This window comes from Thioalkalivibrio halophilus (assembly GCF_001995255.1).
GTDB classification, from domain to species: domain Bacteria; phylum Pseudomonadota; class Gammaproteobacteria; order Ectothiorhodospirales; family Ectothiorhodospiraceae; genus Thioalkalivibrio; species Thioalkalivibrio halophilus.
The window spans coordinates 1-24,662 of sequence record NZ_MUZR01000029.1; the positions used below are offsets into that span (position 1 = coordinate 1).

General features: G+C 67.3%; 24 protein-coding genes, 1 tRNA gene and 1 CRISPR repeat array. Of the genes, 7 read left to right on the forward strand and 18 right to left on the reverse strand.

The annotated features are described in order from the left end of the window. The first annotated feature begins 39 nt into the window (after positions 1-39). Positions 40-833: direct repeats of the CRISPR family, unit length 36 nt; unit sequence GTCTTAATCCCCTTTCAGTCGGGGCATCGGTCAGAC. Positions 834-1,335: 502 nt separating this feature from the next. Next, entirely contained in the window at positions 1,336-1,560 is a 225-nt protein-coding gene (locus B1A74_RS08380; protein ID WP_077244361.1) for a hypothetical protein, read from the forward strand. 615 nt (positions 1,561-2,175) lie between these two features. On the opposite strand, the gene B1A74_RS08390 is transcribed toward B1A74_RS08380, so the two are convergent. Continuing rightward, positions 2,176-2,252, reverse strand: a tRNA-Arg gene (locus B1A74_RS08390). A 163-nt stretch (positions 2,253-2,415) separates the two neighbouring features. Between B1A74_RS08390 and B1A74_RS08395 the strand changes: the two genes are divergently transcribed. After that, positions 2,416-2,745, forward strand: a complete 330-nt coding sequence (locus tag B1A74_RS08395) for a hypothetical protein (RefSeq protein WP_018946108.1) — start codon at positions 2,416-2,418, stop codon at positions 2,743-2,745. A gap of 111 nt (positions 2,746-2,856) precedes the next feature. On the opposite strand, the gene B1A74_RS08400 is transcribed toward B1A74_RS08395, so the two are convergent. Next, the gene (locus B1A74_RS08400; RefSeq protein WP_018946109.1) at positions 2,857-3,546 is read right to left on the reverse strand and encodes an arylesterase; all 690 of its coding nucleotides are present in this window, start codon (positions 3,544-3,546) and stop codon (positions 2,857-2,859) included. On the opposite strand from B1A74_RS08400, the gene B1A74_RS08405 reads away from it, so the two are divergent. Further along, positions 3,545-4,255 (forward strand): ABC transporter ATP-binding protein, encoded by a 711-nt coding sequence (locus B1A74_RS08405; RefSeq protein WP_077244363.1) that lies wholly within the window; start codon positions 3,545-3,547, stop codon positions 4,253-4,255. The two genes, B1A74_RS08400 and B1A74_RS08405, sit on opposite strands and share 2 nt — an antisense overlap. Then, entirely contained in the window at positions 4,252-6,759 is a 2,508-nt protein-coding gene (locus B1A74_RS08410; RefSeq protein ID WP_077244364.1) for an ABC transporter permease, read from the forward strand. The genes B1A74_RS08405 and B1A74_RS08410 overlap by 4 nt, the downstream gene beginning before the upstream one ends. Positions 6,760-6,768: 9 nt before the next feature. Here B1A74_RS08410 and B1A74_RS08415 read toward each other — a convergent pair whose 3' ends face one another. After that, on the reverse strand, positions 6,769-7,647 hold the full coding sequence (locus tag B1A74_RS08415; RefSeq protein WP_018946112.1) for an undecaprenyl-diphosphate phosphatase: 879 nt from the start codon (positions 7,645-7,647) through the stop codon (positions 6,769-6,771). A gap of 101 nt (positions 7,648-7,748) precedes the next feature. Here B1A74_RS08415 and B1A74_RS08420 point away from each other — a divergent pair, with 101 nt between their 5' ends. Continuing rightward, positions 7,749-9,440, forward strand: coding sequence for an ExeM/NucH family extracellular endonuclease (locus B1A74_RS08420; RefSeq protein WP_167769408.1), 1,692 nt, complete (start codon positions 7,749-7,751; stop codon positions 9,438-9,440). Between the two features lie 11 nt (positions 9,441-9,451). Here the strand turns inward: B1A74_RS08420 and B1A74_RS08425 are convergent, their stop codons facing one another. The 9 genes from B1A74_RS08425 to B1A74_RS08465 all read right to left on the reverse strand — a co-directional run bounded on the left by B1A74_RS08425 (position 9,452) and on the right by B1A74_RS08465 (position 18,776). Next, on the reverse strand, positions 9,452-10,351 hold the full coding sequence (locus B1A74_RS08425; RefSeq protein ID WP_019570376.1) for a mechanosensitive ion channel family protein: 900 nt from the start codon (positions 10,349-10,351) through the stop codon (positions 9,452-9,454). A gap of 8 nt (positions 10,352-10,359) precedes the next feature. Then, a complete protein-coding gene (locus B1A74_RS08430) occupies positions 10,360-11,172 on the reverse strand; it encodes a hypothetical protein (protein WP_018946115.1) in 813 nt (270 codons plus the stop codon). 85 nt (positions 11,173-11,257) lie between these two features. Beyond that, the gene (locus tag B1A74_RS08435) at positions 11,258-12,337 is read right to left on the reverse strand and encodes a PA0069 family radical SAM protein (protein ID WP_077244366.1); all 1,080 of its coding nucleotides are present in this window, start codon (positions 12,335-12,337) and stop codon (positions 11,258-11,260) included. Continuing rightward, on the reverse strand, positions 12,327-12,707 hold the full coding sequence (locus B1A74_RS08440) for a DnaJ family domain-containing protein (RefSeq protein WP_018946117.1): 381 nt from the start codon (positions 12,705-12,707) through the stop codon (positions 12,327-12,329). The genes B1A74_RS08435 and B1A74_RS08440 overlap by 11 nt, the downstream gene beginning before the upstream one ends. Positions 12,708-12,711: 4 nt before the next feature. Then, entirely contained in the window at positions 12,712-13,197 is a 486-nt protein-coding gene (locus B1A74_RS08445; protein ID WP_026288880.1) for a hypothetical protein, read from the reverse strand. Between the two features lie 102 nt (positions 13,198-13,299). After that, a complete protein-coding gene (gene pyrC, locus B1A74_RS08450; protein ID WP_018946119.1) occupies positions 13,300-14,334 on the reverse strand; it encodes a dihydroorotase in 1,035 nt (344 codons plus the stop codon). Positions 14,335-14,346: 12 nt separating this feature from the next. Next, positions 14,347-14,607 carry a DUF167 domain-containing protein gene (locus tag B1A74_RS08455; protein WP_077244367.1) on the reverse strand — a complete coding sequence of 87 codons (261 nt, stop codon included), beginning with the start codon at positions 14,605-14,607 and terminating at the stop codon, positions 14,347-14,349. A gap of 12 nt (positions 14,608-14,619) precedes the next feature. After that, a complete protein-coding gene (locus B1A74_RS08460) occupies positions 14,620-15,366 on the reverse strand; it encodes a class I SAM-dependent methyltransferase (RefSeq protein ID WP_018870769.1) in 747 nt (248 codons plus the stop codon). Between the two features lie 74 nt (positions 15,367-15,440). Beyond that, positions 15,441-18,776 carry a putative bifunctional diguanylate cyclase/phosphodiesterase gene (locus B1A74_RS08465; protein ID WP_077244368.1) on the reverse strand — a complete coding sequence of 1,112 codons (3,336 nt, stop codon included), beginning with the start codon at positions 18,774-18,776 and terminating at the stop codon, positions 15,441-15,443. A gap of 251 nt (positions 18,777-19,027) precedes the next feature. Between B1A74_RS08465 and B1A74_RS08470 the strand changes: the two genes are divergently transcribed. Beyond that, entirely contained in the window at positions 19,028-19,252 is a 225-nt protein-coding gene (locus B1A74_RS08470) for a hypothetical protein (RefSeq protein ID WP_018870767.1), read from the forward strand. Positions 19,253-19,280: 28 nt separating this feature from the next. Further along, positions 19,281-19,484, forward strand: coding sequence for a hypothetical protein (locus tag B1A74_RS08475; protein WP_077244369.1), 204 nt, complete (start codon positions 19,281-19,283; stop codon positions 19,482-19,484). Positions 19,485-19,557: 73 nt separating this feature from the next. Here the strand turns inward: B1A74_RS08475 and B1A74_RS08480 are convergent, their stop codons facing one another. From B1A74_RS08480 to B1A74_RS08505, 6 genes are all read right to left on the reverse strand, one after another. After that, a complete protein-coding gene (locus tag B1A74_RS08480) occupies positions 19,558-19,887 on the reverse strand; it encodes a Rieske (2Fe-2S) protein (RefSeq protein WP_077244370.1) in 330 nt (109 codons plus the stop codon). A gap of 36 nt (positions 19,888-19,923) precedes the next feature. Beyond that, positions 19,924-20,253, reverse strand: a complete 330-nt coding sequence (locus B1A74_RS08485) for a hypothetical protein (RefSeq protein WP_018946125.1) — start codon at positions 20,251-20,253, stop codon at positions 19,924-19,926. 107 nt (positions 20,254-20,360) lie between these two features. After that, positions 20,361-21,071 carry a sensor histidine kinase gene (locus tag B1A74_RS08490; protein WP_018946126.1) on the reverse strand — a complete coding sequence of 237 codons (711 nt, stop codon included), beginning with the start codon at positions 21,069-21,071 and terminating at the stop codon, positions 20,361-20,363. Next, positions 21,068-22,336: a response regulator gene (locus tag B1A74_RS08495; RefSeq protein WP_077244371.1), complete on the reverse strand. Its 1,269-nt coding sequence runs from the start codon at positions 22,334-22,336 to the stop codon at positions 21,068-21,070. The genes B1A74_RS08490 and B1A74_RS08495 overlap by 4 nt, the downstream gene beginning before the upstream one ends. Before the next feature lie 73 nt (positions 22,337-22,409). Further along, positions 22,410-23,936 carry a BCCT family transporter gene (locus B1A74_RS08500; protein WP_077244372.1) on the reverse strand — a complete coding sequence of 509 codons (1,527 nt, stop codon included), beginning with the start codon at positions 23,934-23,936 and terminating at the stop codon, positions 22,410-22,412. Positions 23,937-23,987: 51 nt separating this feature from the next. Beyond that, complete coding sequence (locus B1A74_RS08505) at positions 23,988-24,656, reverse strand: TVP38/TMEM64 family protein (RefSeq protein WP_077244373.1); 669 nt, start codon at positions 24,654-24,656, stop codon at positions 23,988-23,990. Positions 24,657-24,662 lie beyond the last annotated feature (6 nt).

Here is a 24,662-nt window from a genome sequence, read left to right on the forward strand (position 1 = left end):
GAAATCACTTGACCACCACATCAGCAGTTCTGAGCGAAGGTCTTAATCCCCTTTCAGTCGGGGCATCGGTCAGACGAAACGTTCGCGGAACAGGATCCCACAGTCTGGTCTTAATCCCCTTTCAGTCGGGGCATCGGTCAGACGGAGTACACCGTCCAGGAAATCCTGGACATCGGGTCTTAATCCCCTTTCAGTCGGGGCATCGGTCAGACTACTCGATAGGCACGATAAGGCGTTGGAAACGCGTCTTAATCCCCTTTCAGTCGGGGCATCGGTCAGACCCACAGCCCATGAATGCTGAAACACGCGTTCATGGTCTTAATCCCCTTTCAGTCGGGGCATCGGTCAGACTGCCCCGGGGCAGGAGGCGTTCGTGATGGCCGTCTTAATCCCCTTTCAGTCGGGGCATCGGTCAGACAAGCCATGAAATTCACTGACAGCGGAAAATATCGTCTTAATCCCCTTTCAGTCGGGGCATCGGTCAGACCCCCCACGGACGGGAACCCCATAAGGAGGGGTTGTCTTAATCCCCTTTCAGTCGGGGCATCGGTCAGACCCGAGGGGTGGTCTATATGCGTCGGCCCGGGCGGTCTTAATCCCCTTTCAGTCGGGGCATCGGTCAGACGCCCGCCTCTTCGAAGCTCTGCAGTCGTTCTGGGTCTTAATCCCCTTTCAGTCGGGGCATCGGTCAGACGCTCCGAGGCTGTTCGGTACGCCGACTCTTACAGTCTTAATCCCCTTTCAGTCGGGGCATCGGTCAGACGGAACAATAAGGAGAAGTAATCATGCCCGACCACGTCTTAATCCCCTTTCAGTCGGGGCATCGGTCAGACTCTTTCGCCGCGAAAACCATCGCTACTTTCAACAGGTTGCCAAGCCCACATTTGCACCATAATGGTGCAACGAAAGTTTGCTTGTTGAGCCGCCATGAACATGGCCAAGGGTAGCTTGCTGGGGAGGCGCCCCGCAAGTCGCCAACGTGCCGCCACTGCAACCCGCGAGGGTATCGAACAATGCGAAGAAAGATTCCGCCGAATTGCCTGAGCGCGCCACGGCCAGCTCCGGGCCACCCCCGATGCCGACAGCCTCGACACCCGGGAAGACTCGCCTGGATTCGTGCCACATTCTCCGCGCGTCGCACCATGAGATCGCCGTTGGTTACCCTCAGACAGGCGGGCCCCGCAAGGTTGTCGCCCATGACATACGTCGAGAATCCTTCTAGCCTGTTCCAAACACCGAAATGGGACTACCCGACGTACAACGTCGATCTCCAATCGCGTGGCAACCTTCCCGGCGCGCACCCAGGCGACTCACCTACCCACACAGGAGCAAGTCTTGATCGAACAATACGTCGAAGCTTACAACTTCTGGAACACGCTCATCTTCTTTCTGATCGTCATGTTTGTCTTGGGCGCTCTACGGCATCCCGTGGTTATGTCGAAGGCGCTCCTGACTATCGTGGCCAGCCTCCTCGGCATCGTCGCTACCACCTTGCTCCTGATGGTCCATATGCTCGCCTATCCGTTCCGAAAGCTCACGAACCCTCAGCGTGAGGAGTAGATGTCGGATCGCGCCTGATTCGAGATCAGGGAGAAATCCGCTCAAACAGATGCCTCATATCCGGCAAGGACATTAAAGCACCAACAGGACACGGGCATGCACAATCCGGGCGGCCGACAGGGACGGCCAACATTCGCCCGGACAAAGAGGACCGAGGCCAAAGACAAATTGAGGGAAAGCTATGCACGAAACTAAGCACCGCAACCACCAGGGCAATGACAAGAAAGGTAACTTTGCGAAACCCATGCTGAGTTTTTCGACAAGATCGAAGGCGAATTGACAAAGACTTCGACAACCTTGATCGATACGGCCGCCAATAGCGACCGGATGCCTGAATGGGGACGTACAGGCCGCCGCCATCAAACAGCTTGCGGGGCCGCCCTTCGTACTTGGCGGCTGCCAGCGCGGCGGCAGTCAGCTTATTGGTTGGCTTGGGCATGGGGGTCTCTCAGCAAGGTGACACAGGGCCAATCGGGCTTTCTACCCCCAAAAGCACCCCCGAAGGTGCGGAGCTGTCCATAGAAAGCGCCAGACAAGCAAGGACTGCCAGCACCAATAAATTGCGGTTTTTGGCCTTTATTGATGGACGCATCAGGATGGAACAAGATGGAAAGATGGCGTCCCCGGCAGGATTCGAACCTGCGACCTACCCCTTAGGAGGGGGTTGCTCTGTCCAGCTGAGCTACGGAGACGCGGGCGGGAAACCGGATTATACGCGTGGCAGACCGCATGTCGAAAACGCCGTCCTGTTCGCCTGCAAGCAGGCTCCCACCGTTCTGCTCGCATCGGGTGCAATTCAGATTAGCGTGGCGGCACGGGGTGGCGCCCCGCGCGCCGGCGAACTAATGTACGGTCATGGAGAAGCTGAACTCGGAGCAAACCGGCCGCCTGATCGACCTGCTCTGTCCGCTGGTCGGACTGCGTGGCGAGGTCGACGGCAAAGTGGTCGAACTGGTCGACATCCTTGACGAGGGTCCCGGCGGCCAGCCCGGGATCGCGCTGATGGAGGCCGGGGTCGATCGCAGCATTCAGACCAACCAGTACGGCGATCCGCTGTCGCGCCACTCGCGGGTGCGCACCCTGCCGGTGATGAGCGAGGTGGAGCCGGACCTGCATCCGGTGCTGCGCGCGCTGATCCCGGAGGACGTGCTGCGGCGCTGTCGCGAGGAACTGAGCGGCGATTGATTCCCGGCGTGGCGGTATCCTCACCGTTGCGTCCACGCCTGAACCGCTCCCGCCTGATTCGTCCCGCGTGCCGGAACGCCCGGTCGGGGCTTCACGACCCGCTGGCGGCGTTCATTGCCGCTCTTCCCTCTCTACCCGCTCCAGCACTGGCTTCAGCGACGGCCACAGATTGTCCAGAAGCTGCGGCTGGGCCTCGGCGGAGGGGTGAATCCCGTCGTCGTGCATCATCACGTCGTCATCGGCGATCCCGTCCAGAAAGAACGGCTCGAAAGCCAGCTCGCGTTCCTCCGCCAGGTCGCGAAACACGGCCTCGAAGCGGTCCGTATACTGGGGACCGTAGTTGGGCGGAATGCGGATGCCCAGCAAGAGCGTCTCGGCCCCGGCCGCGTCGATGGCGTCGAGCATGGCCTCCAGGTTGTCGCGCATGGCTGCCGGCGACAGGCCGCGCAGGCCATCGTTGCCGCCCAGCTCCAGGATGACGAGATCGGGTTCGGTGCGCTCCAGATTGTCGGGCAGACGCTGGCGCCCGCCCGCGGTGGTCTCGCCGCTGATCGAGGCGTTGTGCACCTCCCAGGCCGCGTCGCGGTCGGCGAGGCGTTCCTCCAGCAGGGCCACCCAGCCTTCGGACTCGTCCATGCCCCAGGCGGTACTGAGCGAGTCGCCGAACACCAGCAGCGGGTGAGCCCCGTTCTCCCCATCGACGGATGCGGAAGAATTGGTCTCTTCCGGGGAATTCGCGGCCAGCGGAAGACTCAATAGCAGGGCAAACAGCCCTACGACGATGAACGGGAAACGCAACATGGATGCATCCTCGCAAGCGGTACTCGAAGCCACGGACCTGCACCAGCGGGTGGAGGGACCCAGCGGCACGCTGGACATCCTTCGCGGCGTGTCCCTGGCGGTCAACCCGGGCGAGACGGTCGCCATCCTCGGCGCCTCCGGCTCGGGCAAGTCGACCCTCCTCGGTCTCCTCGCAGGTCTTGACGCCCCCAGTGGCGGAGAAGTTCGCCTGCTGGGGCAGACCATCAGCGAACTGGACGAGGATGGCCGCGCCGCCCTGCGCGCCGGCCGGGTCGGATTCGTGTTCCAGTCATTCCAGCTGCTGCCGGCACTGAGTGCGCTGGAGAACGTCTTGCTACCGCTGGAACTCAACCCTGAGCACGAGGCGCAATCCGGCGCGGAGCTCACCCGCCGCGCAAACGAGGCGCTGGACCGGGTCGGGCTCGCACAGCGTGCCCGGCATTATCCGCACCAGCTCTCCGGGGGCGAACAGCAGCGCGTGGCCATAGCCCGCGCCATTGTGGATCACCCCGCCATCCTGTTCGCCGACGAACCCACTGGCAACCTCGACGGACGTACCGGCGAGCCCATCATCGAGCACCTGTTCGCGCTGGCCCATGACGCCGAGCCCGGGCGCACGCCTACCGCCCTGCTACTGGTCACCCACGACCCCGAACTGGCCAGCCGCTGCGACCGCATCATCCGCATTCAGGACGGAGTGCTGGCATGAATCGACATACGGGCCTGCGCAATCTGCGCGGCTGGCTGCGCGGCACCTGGCAGGAATGGCGCTCGGCCGAGCTGCGGGTGCTGGCCGCCGCGCTGGTGGTCGCGGTGGCCGCGGTGGCGGCGGTCGGCTTCTTCACCGACCGGGTCGACCGCGGCATGGCCGATCAGGCGGCATCCCTGCTGGGAGGCGATCTGGCCATCACCTCACGCAGCCCGGTACCGGATGAATGGGTGGACGAGGCGCGCGAGCGCGGCCTGCAATCCGTCCGTTCGGCTGCCCTCCCCTCGGTATTGTTCGGTGCGGACGACCAGTCGCGCCTGAGCTCCCTGCGCGCGGTGGATCCCGACTGGCCGCTGGTCGGCGAGGCACGCATCCGCGACCCCTACGGCCAGGAACACACGATCACCCACGGCCCGGAACCCGGCGAGGCCTGGCTCGAGGGGGCCCTGCTGAACGACCTGGGCCTGGAGCCGGGGGATACGGTGACGGTCGGTCGCCGTGATCTGGAAATCACCGCCGTGCTGACCCTGGAACCGGACCGTGGCAGCGCCCTCACCGATCTCGCCCCGCGCCTGATGCTCGCCTACGAGGATCTCGAGTCCACCGAACTGATCGGCCCGGGCAGCCGTGTGAACTACCAGTTCTATCTCTCCGGGATCGATTCCGTGGTGGAGGCCTACACCGACTGGCTGGAGCCCCGCCTGGAACCCGGCCAGCGCATCCAGGGCCTGGAGGATGCCGCCCCCGAACTGCGCGCGGCGGTGGAACGCGCGGAACGCTTTCTCGGCCTGGCGTCGCTGATGGCCGTGCTGCTGGCCGGCGCGGCCATCGCGGTGGCCGCCCATCACTTCGCTCAGCGCCGAGCCGATTCGGCTGCGATCATGCGGGCTCTGGGGGCCAGCGCCCGGCGGGTGCTGGCGGTCTATTTCGGCCGCGTGCTGCTGGTGGCGGTCATCGCCTCACTCATTGGTCTGGCCCTCGGGTTCCTCGCGCAGTTCGTGCTCTCGGCCCTGCTGGGTGACTGGCTGGACGGTGATCTGCCCCCGCCGGGGCTGCGACCGGTCGTCGCCGGACTGGGCGTCGGGCTGATCACCGCCGCCGGCTTCGCCCTGCCCGCCATGCTGCGCATCGGACAGGTCCCGCCGCTGCGGGTGCTGCGCCGCGACATCGGCCTGCCCTCGGCCTCCGTCTGGCTCTCGGGCGCACTGGCGGTGGCGGCGTTCGGGGCGCTGCTGTGGTGGCAGGCCGCCGATCCGCAGCTGGCCCTGTGGGTCCTGCTGGGCACCGCCGGGGCCCTGCTGATCCTCGGCCTGCTGGGGGCGGCTCTGGTGCTGGCGGTACGCCCGCTGCGCGATCGCGGCGGCATCGCCCTGCGCTTCGGCCTGGCCAATCTGTCCCGCCGCGGCGGACTCAGCGCGGTGCAGCTGGTGGCCTTCAGCGTGGGCATCCTCGCGCTGTTGCTGCTGGCGATCGTGCGCGTCGACCTGCTGGAGGCCTGGGATGCCAGCATCCCCGAGGACGCGCCCAACCACTTCTACGTGAACATCCAGCCCGGCGAACAGGAGCCGCTGGCGGATCGCATGGAGGAGGCCGGACTGGAACGCCCGCAGATGGACCCGATGATCCGCGGCCGACTGGTCGCCATCAACGACCTGCCGGTGGGACCCGGGGACTTCGACGACGAACGCACCCGGCGCCTGCTGGACCGCGAGTTCAACCTCTCGTATGCGGACGAACCGCCGGAGCACAATCCGGTGGTGGAAGGTCACTGGACCCTCGACCAGCCGGAGTCCGACGGGCTCTCGGTTGAGGCCGGACTGATGGAGCGCCTGGAACTGGAGCTGGGCGACAGCCTGACCTTCCGCATCGGCGGACGCGCGGTACGCGGGAGCATCACGAACGTGCGCGAGGTGAACTGGGACAGCTTCCGGGTGAATTTCTTCGTCACCGGTGCCCCGGCCCTGCTGGACGAGCAGCCGCGCACCTATATCACCGCGTTCCGCCTGCCGGAGGACATGCGCGACGCCCAGAGCCGCTGGCTGCGCGATTTCCCGGCGGTCACCGCGATCGATGTCAGCGCGATCCTGGAGCGCGTGCGCGACATCATCGAACAGGCCACGCGCGCGGTGGAGTACGTATTCCTGTTCACCCTGGTGGCCGGTCTGACGGTGCTGTTCGCCGCGGTCCAGGCAACCCGCGACGTCCGCCGGCGCGAGGCCGCCCTGCTGCGGACCCTGGGGGCGCGGCGACGCGACATCCGCAACGCGCTGCTGGCCGAATTCGGGACACTGGGTTTCCTCGCCGGGCTGCTGGCCGCGATCATCGCCACGGTGATCGGGGCCCTGCTGGCCTGGCAGGTGTTCGACTTCGACTACCGCGTCAACCCGATGACGTTCGTCTACGGGATCGGCGGCGGCACCCTGGGCATCGCGCTGGCCGGGTGGCTGGGAACCCGGCGGGTGCTGGATCAGGCACCGCTCACGGTGCTGCGCGGGCCGGAGTGACGCGGTGGTTCAGTGGCCGTACATCACGCCGGTATCGAGGAACCCGAACAGCACGAGGAAGGCCAGGATCCACACATAGATGGAGAACACCTTCAGGCTGGAGCGATAGAGGAAGAACAGCACCATCTTCAGCGACACCACGCCGACCACCGCAGAGACCACGAACCCGGTGATCAGCGCACTCCACGGCAGATCGCCCAGGCCGTCGTGGTTGAACACATCCAGCGACTGCACGGCGGTGGCCGCGAGGATGGTCGGGATCGCGAGGAAGAAGCTGTATTCCGCCGCCCAGCGCCGCTTGAGCCCGCTGAACAGGCCAAACACGATGGTCATGCCGCTGCGGCTGAGCCCGGGCACCAGGGCAAAGCCCTGGGCCACGCCGATCACCGTCGCGATGCGCGGGTTCAGCTTGCGCAGCCCCAGCGGCCGCCGGCTCAGGCGGTCGGTCCACCACAGCAATACGCCGGTCAGGGTCAGGGTCCCGGCGATCAGCACCGGGTTTGCGAAGACGTGCTCGAAGGTCGTCTTGAGGGTGAAGCCCACCACGGCGGTCGCGGCCACCGACAGCACGCACAGCATCCCGAGGCGGAAGTACAGCATCTCGCGGCGCGCGTCGCCATGGCGCGAGGCCCACTGCCAGCTCTCGCGCACGATCCCGCCGGAGAGCTGCCACAGGCTGCGGCGGAACACATAGACGATCGACACCAGTGTGCCCACGTGCACCACCAGATCGAACAGGATCATCTCCGGACTCTCCGGCGGCGGCAGCTCGTGCCCCTGACCAATGAGCCAGTGCTGGGTCAGTACCAGGTGCGCGGTTGAACTCACCGGCACGAACATGAAAATACCCTGTACGATTCCCAGCAGGGTCGCGATCCAGATCGCCATCGCCGTTCGCTCCTGTCCGCGGGCGGGGAAGGCGCCGCAGTATACGGAAATCACACCACGAAATCGCCGGGCGCCGTCACATGCCCGTCAAGGATGAACCCATGCATCGCTTACTGCACCACGCCCCGCGCTCCGCACGGCGCGTCCTGACCGGCACCGCCGGCCTCTTCCTGCTGCTGGCCCTCGTCCCGGCGGCGACGGCGGCGGCCGACTGCCCCGCCCCGCCGCTCGACCGGCTGGCGTCCCTGAGCGAACTGCGCAGCGGCGCGGTGGACGAAGACCGCCGGGTGGTCGCCGAGGGCACGATCAGCGGGGTGTTCTACGGCGACGACGCGCTGGGTGGCTTCTACCTGCAGGACGACGCCACCACCCCGCCCACCGGGCTGTTCGTCTACGCTCCCGGGAAAGACGACGCCGACCTGCGCCCCGGCGATCACGTGCAGATCCGCGGCCGCTTCGGGCGACACCACGGGCGGCCACAACTGTCCCGGTTGCAGGAGCTGGAGCGCTGCCGTCGCGGCGAACCACCCCAGACCGTGACCCTGCACCTGCCCGACGACGCCGCCCGCCTGCAGGATCTGGAAGACGTGCGCGTACGCTTCGACCAGACCCTCACGGTCATCGCCAACCGCGAGCTCGCGCGCTACGGGAGTCTGGACCTCGCCGCCGGCGGGCGCCTGCGCCGCCCGGGCCAGAGCGGGGCTTTCGGCGAGCCCGATGACCACGACCGCCGCATCGTGCTGGACGACGGCAGCTACCGCGCGAACCCGGACCCGGTGCCCTTTCTCGACGGCCAGGGGACCCGGCGTACCGGCAGCTGCGTGACGGACCTCACGGGCATCCTGACGCATGCCTTCGGCGCCCACCGCGTGCACCCGGTGGCGCCCCCGGAATGGGAAGGCGGCGAGCGTCCCGAACCGCCGCCGGCCCCGGCGGACGATGTCCTGCGCATCGCGACGGCCAATCTGGAAAACGACTTCGTAACCCTGGGCGAGCGCGGCGCGCGCAATGCCGCGGAACGGGATCGCCAGGTCGCCAAGCTGGATGCGGTGCTGGACGGCCTGGCCATGGATATCCTGGCGTTCATCGAACTGGAAAACCGCTCGGCCGCCGGGCGCGAACTGCGCCAGCGCGTGGATGCCCTGGACGACGCCACCACGATGCAAAAGCTCGCGCATCCCGACAGTGGCAGCGATGCCATCCAGGTCGGACTGCTGTACGACCGCGAGCGCGTGGAACGGCTGGGGAGCGCGGCAGACAACGACCCGGTCCACCACCGCCCGCCGCTGCTGGGCTGGTTCCGCCCGCGCGACGGTGGCGAACCCTTCGGCGTAGTCGCGGTGCATTTCAAGTCCAGGACCGGCTGCCCGGAACACGGCGACATCGATCGCGGCCAGGGCTGCTGGAACCAGCGCCGCACCGAACAGGCGCACCGGCTGGTGGAATGGATCACGGAACAACGCGCGGCGCAGCCGGGCGAGCCGCCGGTGATCATCGCCGGCGATCTCAACGGCTATGCCGCCGAGGACCCCCTGACGGTGCTGCGCGAAGCCGGCAAACAGGACCTCGTCCACGAAGAGCCCGCCACGGCCTACACTTATGTCTTCCGCGGCCGAACCGGACAACTGGATTACCTGCTCGGCCCGCGGCCGCTCGCCGGGCACGTGATCGCCGCCGACACCTGGGCGGTCAACGCTGACGAACCGGTGTTTCTCGGCTTCGATGGTGACCGTCCGGGCGAAGGCCCGTGGCGCGCCTCCGACCACGATCCGGTCTGGCTGGACCTGCGTTAAGGAAACACTGATCAGCGCGGCGTGTTGTCCACCGGCGGGGCGTCCGCCGAGCCGTCCGTTCCGGACTCCCCCGCCGACACTACCCGCACCGGGAAAGGCTCGCCGGCCAGCGAGCCCAGCGTGCGTTGCGGAAACGGGATGTCGATGCCGGCCCGGTCGAAGGCCTCCTTCACGGCGGGATGCATCCGGTTGCGCAGTTCGAGGAAGTTCTCCCGCTTTGCCCACACCGAAAACTGCAGCTTGAGCGCAGAGTCCCCGAACTCGAGGAAAATGAACAGTGGCCGCGGTTCTTCCAGGCAAAGCGGTTCGCGGTCGGCCACGTCCATCAGGGTCTCGCGCACCCGGTTGATGTCTTCGCGATAGGCCACCCCGATCTGCATGTCCAGGCGGCGGATGGGAAAGCGCGTCAGGTTGGTCAGCTGCGATTTGACCAGCGACTCGTTCGGCACCCGCACCATCAGGTTATCGAAGGTACGCAGCTTGACCGACAGCATGTCGATGGACAGCACCTCGCCGGTGACATCCCCCACCCGGATCACGTCGCCCACGGCGAACGGGCGTTCACCGATCAGGAACAGCCCGGAGATCAGGTTGGAGGCCGAGGTCTGCGACGCAAAGCCGATGGCGACCGTGAGGATCCCCGCCGCACCCAGCAGCACGGTGAGATCGAAGCCCAGCTCGCGCAGCGCCGACACCACCGCCAGCACCAGCACCAGATAGAAGCCGATCCGGCGCACCAGCATCGCCTGCTGGGCATCCAGATGCCGACCGGCGATCCGGATCAGGGTGCGCGAGACCAGGCGCGCCAGCAGCAGCCCCACGCCCAGGTAGATCGCTGCGCGCACCCAGGCCAGCACAGCCTCCGTGGTGATCAGTTCGATCCCCCGCGCAATCCAGGATCCGTCTTCCATGTCGCCTCCTACTGGAACAGCGCGCTGAAGGTGCGCAGGCTGAAGCGGCTGCCCCCGGCCTCGCGCGGTTCAGCCACCCGCTCGGCCCGGGGCACGTGCGCGGGCGGCCCCTCGCCCAGCTTGACCTCGGCCATGTCACGCTCGGGCTCGCGCTCCAGACGCACCCCCGGGGTCCACAGCCGGCCATGCGGATCGGCGTACACCGGCAGCCGCGTCACCGGCAGCTTGATCCGTTCCAGCAGCAGGGTGTCCGCGGAACCGTTGCGTACGATCAGCGGTGTCACGATGCGGTGAACGCGTTCCGGTACCTCGTCGAGCGCCATGCGGGCCGCGGTGCGGCTCGCATAGCACAGTTCGCCTTCCACCGTATCGGAGCCGAACCAGGTGTCCGAGGCCGGATAAGCCGGAAACTCGTGCACCCGGGCATCGCCCAGGCGCAGCTGAACCCACGCCGGCGTGCTCACGTACAGGATGACTTCGCCCCCGGGAGGCACATGAAACGGGGCTTCGGGCCGACTGACCACCGGGCGATCCGCCAGGGCCACCCCGAGGGACGCGCCGACATCATCACCGGTGCCGGCAAAGCGGCGCTGCTCCGCGGGCTTCTCCGGCACCGGCTTCTGCGCGGGCACCACGCGGCGAAAACCGCTGTCGTCCGGGTCGCGTTCGCGCGCCAGCCACAGGTCCCATTCGCCGGCGCGGCGCTGCAGCCAGAGATCGAGCGGCCCGATGGACCAGTGGCCAATCTCCCCCGGCGGGAGGTGGACGGGGCCCCACCAGCCGCTGTCGTGTCCGGATCCTGCGTGTACGCGTACGCCCATGGGACCTCCCCGTTGCCCGTTTGCCACTGTAGCGCGAAGTGCGGCGCGGAAGAAGCGGCCAGCGGCAGCGCAATCAGGACCGAATTCAGAACAGGTCGAGCTGGGAATCGTCCGCCGAGCGTGGCCGGGCCGGCGGACGGAATTGCGACACATCCAGATCGCCCGACCAGCGATCCAGCCCGCTGCGGCGCCGGGCCAGGACAAAGCGCTGCCCCAGCAGATCGGCCCAGGCCCCGGTACCCCGCATGCGCTGGCCAAAGCTGGAATCGTACACCCGCCCGCCGTGCGCCTCCCGCAGACGCGCCAGCACATGCTCCGCCTTCAGCGGCTCGTGGGTCTTCAGCCATTCCTCGAACAGGCCTGCCACCTCGCGCGGCAGACGCAGAAGCACGTAATCGGCCGATACCGCGCCGGCCGCGGCCGCCGCCTCCAGCAGGGCCTCGGTCTCGCCATCCGTGAGCACCGGAATCAGCGGCGCCACCAGCACGCTGACCGGAACCCCGGCCGCGGTCAGTCGCCGAATGGTCTCCAGGCGCCGCTGCGGCGCCGCGGCACGCGGTTCCAGGCGACGGGACAGACCCCGGTCCAGAGTAGTCAGCGACACCGCCACCTGCGCCAGCCCGGCGCGGCCCATCGGCCCCAGCAGGTCGAGATCGCGTTCCACCAGCGCCGACTTGGTGACGATGGACACCGGATGCGCGCTCTCCGCCAGCACCTCCAGCAGCTCGCGGGTCACGCCCCATTCCCGTTCCACCGGCTGGTAGGCATCGGTGTTGATGCCCAGCGCGACCGGTGATGGCCGGTAGTTGCGCGCGGCCAGCTCGCGCCGCAGCACGGCCGCGGCGCCGGTCTTCACGTACAGCCGGCTTTCGAAGTCCAGCCCGGGCGACAGCCCCACATAGGCATGCGCCGGCCGCGCGAAACAGTAGGCGCAGCCATGTTCGCAGCCCCGGTAGGGATTGATGGACAGGGTAAACGGGACATCCGGCGAGTCGTTGCGCACCAGCAGGCTGCGCGGCGTCTCCGGGGTTACCTCGGTGCGCAGCGCGGGGGCGGGTTCGTCGTCCCCGACCCAGCCGTCGTCCACGGGTTCGCGCTGCAGGGGTTCGTAGCGGGCGGCCGGCCGTGTGGCGCTGCCGCGGCCGCGCGGGGGCTCACTCGCCATCGAGCCTTGCGCACAGGGCCCGGAAATAGCCGGACTCGGTGGCCAGGCCGGCATCGCCACCGCTGCGCCCGCGCTCGCGCGCCAGTTGGTCCAGCAGCACACGCAGACGACGCGAATGGCGTTCCCGGCCCGCGGAATCTTCGGCCTCGCGCAGCAGGGCCTCCACCGAGGCGATCTCGCCGCGCAACCGGACCTCTTCCGGCACGTAGCCGGCGTTCTTCATGATGCGAAACGCCATGCGCATGTCTTCCGGCACGTCGCGGTCGTCATCCAGCTCCAGCGGCCGCCCGGCGCCGGGCAGATCATCGAACTCCCCGCGCCGCGCGGCATCGGCCAGCTGCGCCTCGATCTGCGCCTCGTTCAGCAACATGGCGTCAGACGGCACCGCCCTGCTGGGCCACCGGCAACATCCACAGCGTCAGCGACAGCAGGATGGCCGTCAGGCTCACCCCGAAGATCGGCAGCATCATCACGCCCGCCAGCGGTTCGCGCCGGAACAGCCGGATGCCCATGCCGCCCAGGCTGATCGCCCAGCCCACGGCCACGAAGAACGAGAGCGCGTTGATCTCCCAGGTCCACAGGGCAATCAGGCCCAGCGGCAGGCCCAGGTTGAGCACCACCAGCCCCATCTCCTGGGAACCCGCGGCCTTGCCGGCAGACAGGGCGTAGGCATAGGCGGCCCAGATCATCATCAGGCCGAAGCCCAGGGCACCGGCCGCGGGCGACTGCAGCGGCGCGCGCAGGATGGCCGCACCGGCCGGTTCCAGCTGCACGCCCAGTCCGATAATGGCTGCCGCCACTCCCAGGCAGATCAGCAGCCAGAACCAGAGGGTTCCGCGCTGCACTTCAGGTTCGGTCACACTGTCCCGCACGTTAACTCCTTGCGAAAACGCATTGAAAGGTTCTGTCCGGAGAGACCGCGCCAACCGCCCCGTGGTTCAAACCCGGGAACGGCACAGGCTTCACTCGGCCACGCGCCAGGCGACGGTCTCGCCCGCCCGCAGGGGTACACCCGGATCATGTCCGAACAGGACCGCCTCGGGCACGGTCCACTCCGCGCGCTCCAGGGTGATGGTGCCGGTGTTGCGCGGCATGCCGTAGAAATCGGCACCATGATGACTGGCGAAACCCTCCAGCCGATCCAGCGCCCCGGCAGCCGCGAATGCCTCGGCGTACAGCTCGATGGCCGCGTGGGCCGAATAGATGCCCGCGCAACCGCAGGCCGACTCCTTGGCGTGGCGCGGATGCGGTGCGGAGTCGGTCCCGAGGAAGAAGCGCGGGTGCCCGCTGGTCGCCGCGCGCACCAATGCTTCCCGGTGACGCTCGCGTTTGAGAATCGGCAGACAGAAATGATGCGGCCGCATGCCGCCGGCAAACAGCGCATTGCGGTTGTAAAGCAGGTGCTGCGGTGTGATGGTCGCGCCCACGTTATTCGGCGCGGATTCCACGAAGGACACCGCCGCCTCGGTAGTGACATGCTCCAGCACGATCCGCAGTTCGGGGAAATCCCGCACCAGCGGCTCCAGGTGGCGTTCGATAAACACCGCCTCGCGGTCGAAAATATCCACGTCCGGGTCGGTCACCTCTCCGTGGATCAACAGCGGCAGACCCGCCTGCTGCATGGCCTCGAACACCGGATAGCAGCGGCGGATGTCGGTGACCCCGCTGGCGGAATGCGTGGTCGCCCCGGCGGGATACAGCTTGACCGCGTGGACAAAACCCGACTGCCGCGCCGCGTCGATCATCCCGGGCGTGGTCTCCTCGGTGAGATAGAGCGTCATCAGGGGCTCGAAGTCGGCCTCGTCGGGGAGTGCCGCGAGGATGCGGTCGCGGTACGCGGCCGCCGCGTCCACCGAGGTCACCGGCGGCTTGAGGTTCGGCATCACGATCGCCCGGCGAAAGCGCCGCACGGTGTCCGGCAACACCGAGGCGAGGATGTCCCCGTCGCGCAGGTGCAGGTGCCAGTCGTCGGGACGGGTCAGCGTCAGGCGTTCCATCAGTAATCCTTGTCATCCACCGAAGTGTTCACGGAGTGCGGCATCGCTCCAGCCGTCGATCTCCACGGTCTTGTCGCGGCCGGTCTGTCCTGCCACCACACGCAACGAGCCCGCCGGCAGCCCCAGTTCGGCCGCCAGCAGGCGTTCCACGGCGCGATTGGCACGCCCCTTCTCCGGCGCGGCCCGCACCCGCATTTTGAGGGCCTCGCCCATCCAGCCCACCACCGCATCCTCGCGGGCACCGGGGGAGACGCGCAGCTTCAGTCGGGCCAAGGCCGCGCGGTATCAGGCCGGACGCGTGGCCATGTAGGCGGAGAAGACCCCGAGCTGCACTTCACGGTGAACGTCCTCGAAACCCACCGATTCGAGCGTCTCCATGATCTCCTCCGGGGGGACGCACTGGTCAATGGTTTCCCAGAAATACCGCATCAGGGTATGCCCGTCCGGATCACGTGTCAGCACCCGGCTGAGAAACGGGATGAAATCGCGGAAGTAGAAACGGGCCATGACCATCTGCCGCTTCGTCCGCGGACGCGAGACCTCGAGGATCATGCAGCGGCCGCCGGGCTTGAGCGCGCGAAAGTACTCCGCAAACGCCTCGCGCAGATCCCGAACGTGACGCAGACCGTAGCCCATGTACACGCGGTCGAACTGCTCGCTGGCGACGGGCAGATCCTCGGCCAGCCCCTGGATGAAGCGCGAATTCAGCTTGCCCCGCGCCACGTCGATCATCCCGCGCGAAGGATCCACGCAGGTGATGCGCTCATCGCCGGTGATCTTGCGGATCTCTTCGGCCACCGGGCCGGTCCCGGTCGCCACATCCAGGACCTCCATGTCCGGCTGCAGACCGGACTGCTTGAGCGAGTAGCGACGATACGCCTGCCCCGTACCCAGAAAACCGAACCGCAGGATCCGGTCGTAGTAGGGTGCGGTGCGATCGAACAGGTCGTCGACGAACGCGCGCTTGTTGCTTTCGTCCCCGTAGTAATCCTTGAGGACAGGATGCGGTTTCCGCTCCGGATCGGTTTCCATCGGTTCTGCTCTCCCCTGTGCCCGGTGCCGGGCCGGCCCAACAAGCCGCGAAGTGTACCAATTCCCGGCGCGCGTCACCCCCCCTGTTCGGAGGTGGCCAGGATGTCGCGCTCGAATTCCGCCACCGGTATCGGCCGGCTGGCAAAGTAGCCCTGATAAAAATCGCAGCTCAGCGCACACAGCGCCTCCAGCTGTTCGGCGGTCTCCACGCCCTCGGCCACCACGGTCAGCCCCAGCCCGTGCGCCATCGCCACGATCGCGGTGGTGATCGACCGGTCATGCACGTCATCCTCGTGCACCACTCCGGCGATGCCGTCGACGAAGCTCTTGTCGATCTTGAGCGTGTCCACCGCGAAGCTCTTCAGCTGCGAGAGCGAGGAATAGCCCGTGCCGAAGTCATCCACCGCGAAATGCACCCCACGGTCGCGCAGCGATTCCAGGATACGACGGGCTCGCTCGGCATCCGCCATCAGCGCGGACTCGGTGATCTCCAGCTCCAGGCATTCCGGCGGCAGCCCGTGCTCGTCCAGGGTGGCGACGACCTGTTCATCCAGCGCCATCCGCCGGAACTGCAGCGCAGACACGTTCACCGCCAGCCGGATCGGAGGATAACCCGCGTCCAGCCAGGCCCGTCCCTGCCGGATCACCTCCTGCAGGACCCAGGTGCCCAGCTCCACGATCAGGCCGGTTTTCTCCGCGACCGGGATGAAACGCCCGGGCGACACGCGGCCCAGCACCGGATCGTTCCAGCGCAGCAGGGCCTCGGCCCCGATCAGGCGCCCCGTCGCGATCTCGTACTGCGGCTGGTAATGGACCTCCAGATGGTCGTTCTCCATCGCGCGGCGCAGGCGCGAGCTGAGATCGATGCGCTCGCGCGCCGCCTCGGTATAGGCGTCCGAGTAGTAACGATACGACCCGCGTCCCTCTTCCTTGGCGCGCGACAGCGCGGTGCCCGCCTGCTGCAGCAGCGCCTCGGGACCGGCCCCGTGATCCGGGAACAGCGCGATCCCGACGGTCGCCACCACCTCGACCTCGACCCCGTTGCCCAGATCGCAGGGCTCCGCCAGATGACGGATCATGGATTCGGCGATCATGCCGGCATCATCGGGATGCCCCAGATTCTCCACCACCACCGCAAATTCGTCCGCGGCCAGGCGCGCGACCGTGTCGGTCCCCCGGCGCTCGCGCTGCAGCCGGATGGCAGCGGTCCGCAGCAGTGAGTCTCCCGCGGCGTGACCATGGCTGTCGTTGACGTCCTTGAACCGGTCCAGGTCCACGATCAGCAGCGCCAGGACCCCGTTGCGCCGCCGCATCAGGGAAACCCCGTGCCCCAGTCGCGCCAGCAGGAGCCGGCGGTTGGGCAGCTCGGTCAGCGGATCATGATGCGCCAGGTAGTCCAGCTCCTCTTCCGAGGCCTTGATCCGCGAGATGTCGGCGAACACCGACACGTAATGCGTGCGCCGGCCCTGCGGGTCGTGCACCGCCGTGATGCTCTGCAGCTCGGGGAACACCTCGCCGTTCTTGCGCCGGTTCCAGATCTCCCCCTGCCAGTGCCCGTAGAGCTCCAGCTGGCGGAACATGTTCTGATAAAAGGTCCGGTCATGGCGGCCGGACTGGAACATCCTCGGCGTGTGACCGACGACCTCGTCCTGGGTGTATCCCATCAGCTCGGTGAAGGCGCGGTTCACTGAAAGGATATGGGCGCTGCTGTCGGTAATCACCACGCCCTCGCGCGTGTTTTCGAACACTACCGAAGCCAGGCGCCGGCGTTCTTCCTCCTCCCGGCGCCGGGTGATGTCCTCCACCGTGACCACGACACGGTCCATGCTGCCGTCCGCGTGGCGGGTACACTTCAGCGAGAGGTGCGCCACCATCACGCTGCCATCCGCCCGCAGCAGGCGTTTTTCCACCTCGTAGCCGTCGCGCCGGCCTTCACGCATCTCGCGATCCAGATCGGCACCCAGGGAACGGTCCTCGGGGTGCGCGAGACGATCCCAGTCGAGCTTCGCCAGTTCTTCCGGCCGGTAGCCCAGCATGTCGCCCAGGCAGTCGTTGACGCGCTCCCAGCCCTGACCACCCGGCCCTGACACCGCCATGCCCACGAACGGCATGTCGAAGAACACCCGCAGCAGGCGGTCCTGTTCCGAATGCGACTGCATCAGCCGCAGGTTGCGCTGAAGCCATTGCTGACGCCCCACCAGCGCCCCGGCACCGGCCATCAGCAGCCAGACCAGCAACAGGGCTCCGCCGGTCCATGCCGCCTGCCGATGCGCCCCGGCCACCAGAGGCGCGCGGTCCCGCTTGACCACCACCGACCAGTCGTCGAGCTCCAGGCCACGCACCGCCGCCAGGCGACCATCATCCTCCTCGCCCAGCGATCCGATCCGCACCGCCTCGCCGGAACCGCCGCGCAGCAGGCGGCTCTCCAGCTGCGCAAACTCCGCCGGGGGTTCCACGCGCCGGGCCGATTCACCGTCCAGCCGCATCACCACCGGCGCGCGATCGGACGGATGACTGACCAGCCAGGTCGCCGCATCCCCGTCTTCCAGGTCGATGGCGGCCCCGAGCAGCGGAGCCAGGCGATCCAGATCGGCGGAAAACAGCACCACCGCCAGCGGTTCAGAGTCGCGATCGGCGGGGTGATGCAAAGGCGCGGCCCAGTGCAGCCGGGTCGCCCCTGCGTCGTCCACGGCATCCACGTGCGCCCGGCTGACGGCTCCGGTCTGCATCGCTTCCACGCGGGCCGCCCTGGCCGCCGCGCGCTGGAAGGACGCATCTCCCGCAACCAGCAGTTCCGCGTGTTCCTCCGCCCCCAGGATCGCCACGGAGCGATAACCGTAGGCCGTCCGTATCGCCTGCAGGCGGTTCTCCAGTGTGGTGCGCGCGACCTCGGAGTCGTGGCGCTGCAGCGAACGGACAAACGCGGTGAAACCACGCGCATCCGCCAGGATTCGGGCATCTCCGGCGCGTTCCGCCATCCACCGATCGACCAGTCCGCCCTTGAGAAAGGCAGTGGCCCGCAGTTCTTCGCGCACCTGCTGATCCGCGGTGGCCTGAGCAATATGGAACGTGCCGAAGGCGACACCACCGACCGAACCGGCGACCGCCACCGCCATGGCGACCCAGACCCAGGGCTGGCGACCGCGCAGCAGTGTCAGGCCGCCCCCGTTACGCGTCCGCGCGCCTCGGCGACCCCCGAATGTCCGCATGGCCAGGTACAGCAGTCCGCCACTCACCCACACGAACCCCAGGCCCTTCAGCAGACTGACCCGAGTCAGGCTCGCCTCGATCCCGAAGCTCCACATGAAGAGCATGTCGGACAGAGCGACCCACAGGGAGCCCGCCACGAGATAGCCGAGCGCGATCAGTGCGGCCGGGCTGAGCCGAAACACCGGAGAACGGGAAAACATCAACACCGGACACCGGCTGGAAGACAAGACACGTAACGGGATCCCCTGTGTGAAAACCCCGGCTCTGCGGCCGGTTGAAGAATGGAAGCTTCCCCCTCGACAAGCCCCCCGGGTCGCACGCATGGTCTACGCTCGGAGTGAGGCTTCCCGAGAATGGCATACGCCCTCGAGAATTTTACGCCCCCAATCCTGTCACAGTATTGAGCTGGATCAAGTCACCAACGCGCGACCATCCGCAAAAGGAGCCGCCCATGGACGTCAAGAACGAAAACGGCATCGTCACGCTGACGCTGGACAAGAAAACGGCCAAAAGCATCACCGAAAACCTGACGGAACTGAATGGCGAGGTCCGCAACGGCGCCCGCGCGCTGTCTTCGGTGCTGCAGCAGGGCGTGTACGAGCTGGACAACGAGTTCCGCCAGCCGCCGCACGCATTCGACGAACATGCGCCGCGCCAGCCCTCGATCGAGGACTGAACCAGCGACTCAAACGGGAGGAGCAATCATGAATCTGGTCAAGGCCGAAAATGGCGAAATCGTCATCCGCATGCCCGTCGCCGAGGCCTCGGATGCGCTGTACACCCTGCACAACCGGGCCGACGACCTGGACGACTGCGAGGACCTGACCGAGGCCCTCGAAGCCGCCGGGGTACCCATGCCCGAAGAGGAACACCACCGGCGCTACGAATACATGCCCCCGGTCGACTGAGTTCGCGGCCGAGGCCGCTCCCACAGCACCCCAACCCGCCTGTGGGAGCCTGCTCACAGGCGAACCGACCACCTCAGCCGTCAGCCGGGTTCGGACGGTCCGCGACCTGGATCACCCCGTCCTGCACCCGCACCGGGAAGGTCGGGATGGGGTCCTCGGCCGGCGGCGTGAGTGCCTCGCCGGTGTGCAGGTCGAATTCCGCGTCGTGCAGCGGGCAGGTGATGCAGTCGTCGTCGATCGTGCCGCCCGCGATGGGGAATTCTTCGTGCGAGCAGAGGTTCTCGAGGGCAAAGTAGCGGCCATCCACGTTGAACACCGCCACTTCGGTATCCCCGGCCTCGAGCAGCCGGTGGTCTCCGGGTTCAATCGAGCCTTCCGGCCCCACGTCGATCCATTCGGTCATGTGCGTCGTCCGCTCATTGGTCAGTGGATGGCGTTGTCAGTGGCTGGCGTTGGCGGCGGCCGTCGCCTCCGCATTCACTTCGAGCGAACGGCCACTCTCGGGATCATACGAAAACCGGCCGACCAGGCGCACTTCCTCGCCCACGCGGTCGGCGACCGCCGCATCCGGCGAAATCGCAACGCGGTTGCGCGGATGATCCTCGATCCAGTAATGCCGCGGATCATCGAAGGACTGAACGCGGCCGGTCACCTCCACCATCTCGCCGTCAAACTCCGCTGCGGAGCTGCTCAGCTGATCCAGGGTCACCGGCGCCGTAGTCTCCCCGCCGCAGGCCATCAGCACCAGCCCCAGCAGTGCCCCGGCCAACGCCGGACCGGCATGACGAATCCTTTCTGCTTGCATTGGTTCTCTCGATGATACAGTGAAACCACAGATTACCCGGCGCCCCCGGCCGGCACCCGAAACCGCCGCCGCTACAGGGTTTCGGACGGCGGCAGCGCCGGCAGTCTCAGGGTAAAGCGCCCCCCGCCGAGATCCGAATCGTTCGACAGCCGGACCGAGCCCGGCGTCCCGTCCTGCACGGTGTGCAGCTCGGCGATCATCGCGCAGAAATACAGGCCCAGTCCGGTCCGCCCGGCACCGCGCTCCAGCATCGCCTGATCCTCGGTGGTTCGCGAACCCAGCATGGGCTCCGGGAAACCGGGACCGTCGTCTTCCACCTGCAGCCACAGCTCGCCGTCGCGCACCACGGCCGACAGACGGATGCGACCGTGACAATAACGCACGGTGTTGGTCACCACGTTCTCCAGCACCGCCGTCACCAGTTCCCGATCGAGCACCCATTCCAGGTCCTCGTCGCAGTCGATTTCGGCCGTCACCCCGCTGTGATCCATCAGCGGCTTGCTGGACGCCCAGTAGTCCTCCAGCAGCTCGATCACCAGCAGCGGACGCAACCGCGGGGTGTAGAGCCCCTGCTGGTTGCGGTACAGCGTGAGCATCTGTACCAGGCTGTCGTGCACGCGATGGGCCTCGTACTGCAGTCGCGCGATGGTCTGCTCGTCGCAGTTGCACTCGCCGGTTTCCGGGTCGCGCAGCGCCTCCAGCGAATTCATCGCCATCCCCAGCGAGTTCTTCATGTCATGGATGGAAATGGCGATGACGGTACCGAAATCGATGCTCTTCATGTCTCCCCCGGGCCGCCGTTCGATGTCCGCAGGCTCCGCGCGCGTTCGCCCTCACCCGCCTGCTCCAGCAGCTCCGGCAGCACCTCGCGCAGCGCCGGCGGCGGTGATCCGGCCGCCATGGCCGCATCCAGCTGGCCGAGCAACCCCGCACGATCCACCGCCACTCCGGCCAGCAGCAGGCGCAGACGCGTCACCACGACCCACCAGGCCACCTCCGGATGACCACGGTAATCACTCTCCAGGATCTGCAGTTTGGTCCGCGCCTCGCGGGTCGCCCCGCGCGCGATCAATGCCTCCAGCTGATACGCCATGTCACCCGGATGCGGTATCTGCATCTGGGTCGCCAGGGCCATCGCATAGCGCCAGGCCCGCGCGGCGCGGTCGTATTCCCCCTGCGCCAGGGCCAGCTGCCCCAGCGCCCGCTGCCGCGCCAGCGACTTGGGCGAGCGTTCCGCCGCCGCGACCAGCACGTCCAGCGCCTCGCGCTCGCGGCCGGTGCGTTCCAGCACGAACGCCAGCCGATCATGCGCCGGCATGTAATACGGCGTCGCCGCAATGGCCGCCCGATACGCCTCCTCGGCGGCCGCGAGGTTGCCCTCGACTTCGGCCACCTCGCCCAGACGCGCCTGGGCCCAGGGCGGCGTGGTCTCACCCGTCACCGCACGGGCGGCCTCGGCCGCCACGCCCGGCTCGCCCTCGGCCAGGGCCAGATCGCTGCGCAGGCGCTGCAGGTCCGCGGCGCGCCCCTCTCCTGCTGCCAGCATGCGTTCGGCCTCGGCCCGCGCCTGTGCGATCTCGCCACGACGCCAGAGCGGATCCAGCGCACGCAGCGGATCCCGCCGCCGCAGCGCCCGCTGCAGGCGTACTACCAGCAGTTCGCGATTGAAGGGCTTGGAAAGGTAGGCATCGGGGCCGCTCTCCAGCGCCCCCATGACCATCTCGTTGCTGTTCTCGGCGGTGACCATCACGAACACCGTGGCCGGTCCGACCCAGCCCTGTTCGCGGGCCCGGTCCAGCACCTGCTGGCCGTCCGGCCCGTCCCCCAGGTTGTAGTCGCACAGCACGATGTCGTAGCGACGCCGTTCCAGCTTGTCCAGCGCATCCACACCATCGCGCGCGAGATCGATGTCCTCGAAGCCGGAGGTCAGCAGCATCTCGCGCAGCGTCGCCCGCATATTGGCGAAATCGTCCACCACCAGCACCGCCAGGCGCGACAGCGGGCGCCCGGCAGAACCGGCACGGGAAGGGGGAGCGGCGGTCGACATGCGCGCAGTGTGGCGCAGCCGCCCGCCGAAACCAAGACCCGGAGCAGGGGCTTGTCCCGCACGCGGCGACGCGTCAGTACGGGGCGGCCGTCTCGCCCTGCAGTGCCCGGGTCAGGTTCACGCAGGCGAACAGCAGGATGATCGCCACCGGCAGGCCCGCGGTGATCGCCCCGGTCTGCAGCCCGTCCAGCGCCATCTCGCCGCCCACGATCAGCAGGGTCGCGGCGACCGCACCCTCGGTGATGCCCCAGATCACCCGCTGACGCTTGGGCGAGCGCGTGCTCCCGCGCGAGACCAGCGCGTCGATCACATGGGTCCCGGACCCCGACGAGGTAATGAAGTAGGTCGCGATCAGGACGGTCGCCAGCCCCGAGGCCAGATGGAACAGCGGCAACTGCTCCAGCGTGGCGTACAGCGCGATGGTCGTGTCCTCGGCCACCGCGGCCGCAATCCCCGCGCCGTCCCCGAACAGCTCGAAATGCAGCGCCGTGCCGCCGAACACCGCCAGCCACACGAACACGAAAAGGGACGGCAGCAGCAGCACGCCGGCAATGAACTCGCGGATGGTGCGCCCGCGCGAGACCCGCGCGATGAAGATCCCGACAAACGGCGACCAGGCGATCCACCAGGCCCAGTAGAAGATGGTCCAGCTCTTCTGCCACTCGGCCTCCTGCATCGCGCCGGCGGTCAGACTCAGCTGCACGATGTGATTGAGATACTCGCCGATGGAGTCGAGGAAGAAGCGGATGATGAACAGCGTCGGCCCGGCCAGCAGCACGAACAGCAGCAACGCGGTGGCCAGCCACAGGTTGGCCAGGCTCATCCACTTCAGCCCGCGGTCCAGACCGGAGATCACCGCCATCACCGCGACGAAAGTGATCGCCCCGATGATCCCTACCTGGAACCACCCGGAGATCGGCATTCCGAACAGCACGTTGAGGCCGGTGTTCAGCTGCATCGCGCCGAAACCCAGCGAGGTCGCCAGGCCGAACAGCGTGCCGAACACCGCGAGGATGTCGATCACGTGCCCGATCGGCCCGTAGATCCGGTCGCCCAGCATTGGGTAGAAGATCGAGCGGATGGTCAGCGGCAGACCCTTGCGGAACGAGAAATACGCCACCGACAGGCCCAGCACCACATAGACCGCCCAGGCATGCAGCCCCCAGTGGAAGAAGGTGAAGGCCATCGCTTCGCTGGCCGCCTCCTGAGTCTCGCCCTCGCCGAACGGCGGGTTCTGGTAGTGGAGCATCGGCTCGGCCACGCTCCAGAAAATCAGGCCGATCCCCATCCCCGCACCGAACAGCAGCGAGAACCACGCCATGAAGCTGAACTCCGGGCGGTCCTCGGTATTCCCGAGGCGAATCCGCCCGTACGGACTGAGCGCCAGCCAGAGCAGAAAGGCGAGGAAGACGGTCACCGCCAGGATGTAGATCCAGCCGAGGTATTCGGTGATGAACCCGTGGATCGCGGCAAAGGTCAGCGATGCCGTGTCGGTGAAGATGACCCCGAACAGCACGAAGGTCAGCACCACGATCGACGAGGCGGTGAATACCACCGGGTTTACGGTGGCAAAGAACGCATGCGGTCGTCCGAATATCATTCGTTCTCTCTCAGGTTTGTGCGTAGATCCGCTGGCCGCGCAGCCGTACCGTCAGGCCTCGCCCGAGCGACGGTAATGCTGCCGCAGCCAGCCCCCGACCGCCAGCAGCAGCGCCAGCACCCCCAGCGGCACCAGGGTCCAGGGCTGCAGTGCGTCACCGTCCTCAATGGCCTCTGCCGCCCCGTAGAGCACGCTGGAATACACCCCCCATTTCACGCAAAGCCCCAGGGTCGTGGCCAGCAGGAAGGTCGCGCGGGGCAGGCCCAGCATGCCCCCGGCATAATTGATGACGGAATGCGGGAACCCCGGGAAGGTACGCATCGCCATCAGATTCAGGAAGTCGCCGTGCCGACGCAGGGCCTCCACCAGCCAGGGGTGGTGCCGCAGCGGCCCGCGATCCGCCCCCAGACGGCCCGCGAGCCAGTACCCGCCCAGCGCGCCCGCGACACTGCCGGTCACCAGCAGCGGGACCGCGACCCATGGCGCCACGAACGGCGCAATCAGCCACACCACCAGACTGCCCGGCAGTGCGAAGGTGAACAGGATCGCCATCAGCACCACCAGCCCCGCGAGCAGCCAGGGGTCTCCGGTCAGCCGGCGCCCCGTCTCCAGGATCCACTCCGGATCACCGACGCCGATGCCCAGCCCGATCCCGAGCACCACCAGCCCGGCCAGCAACAGCGGACCGGCATGCTCTTTCAGGAAGCTCGCCATGGTCATTTCACG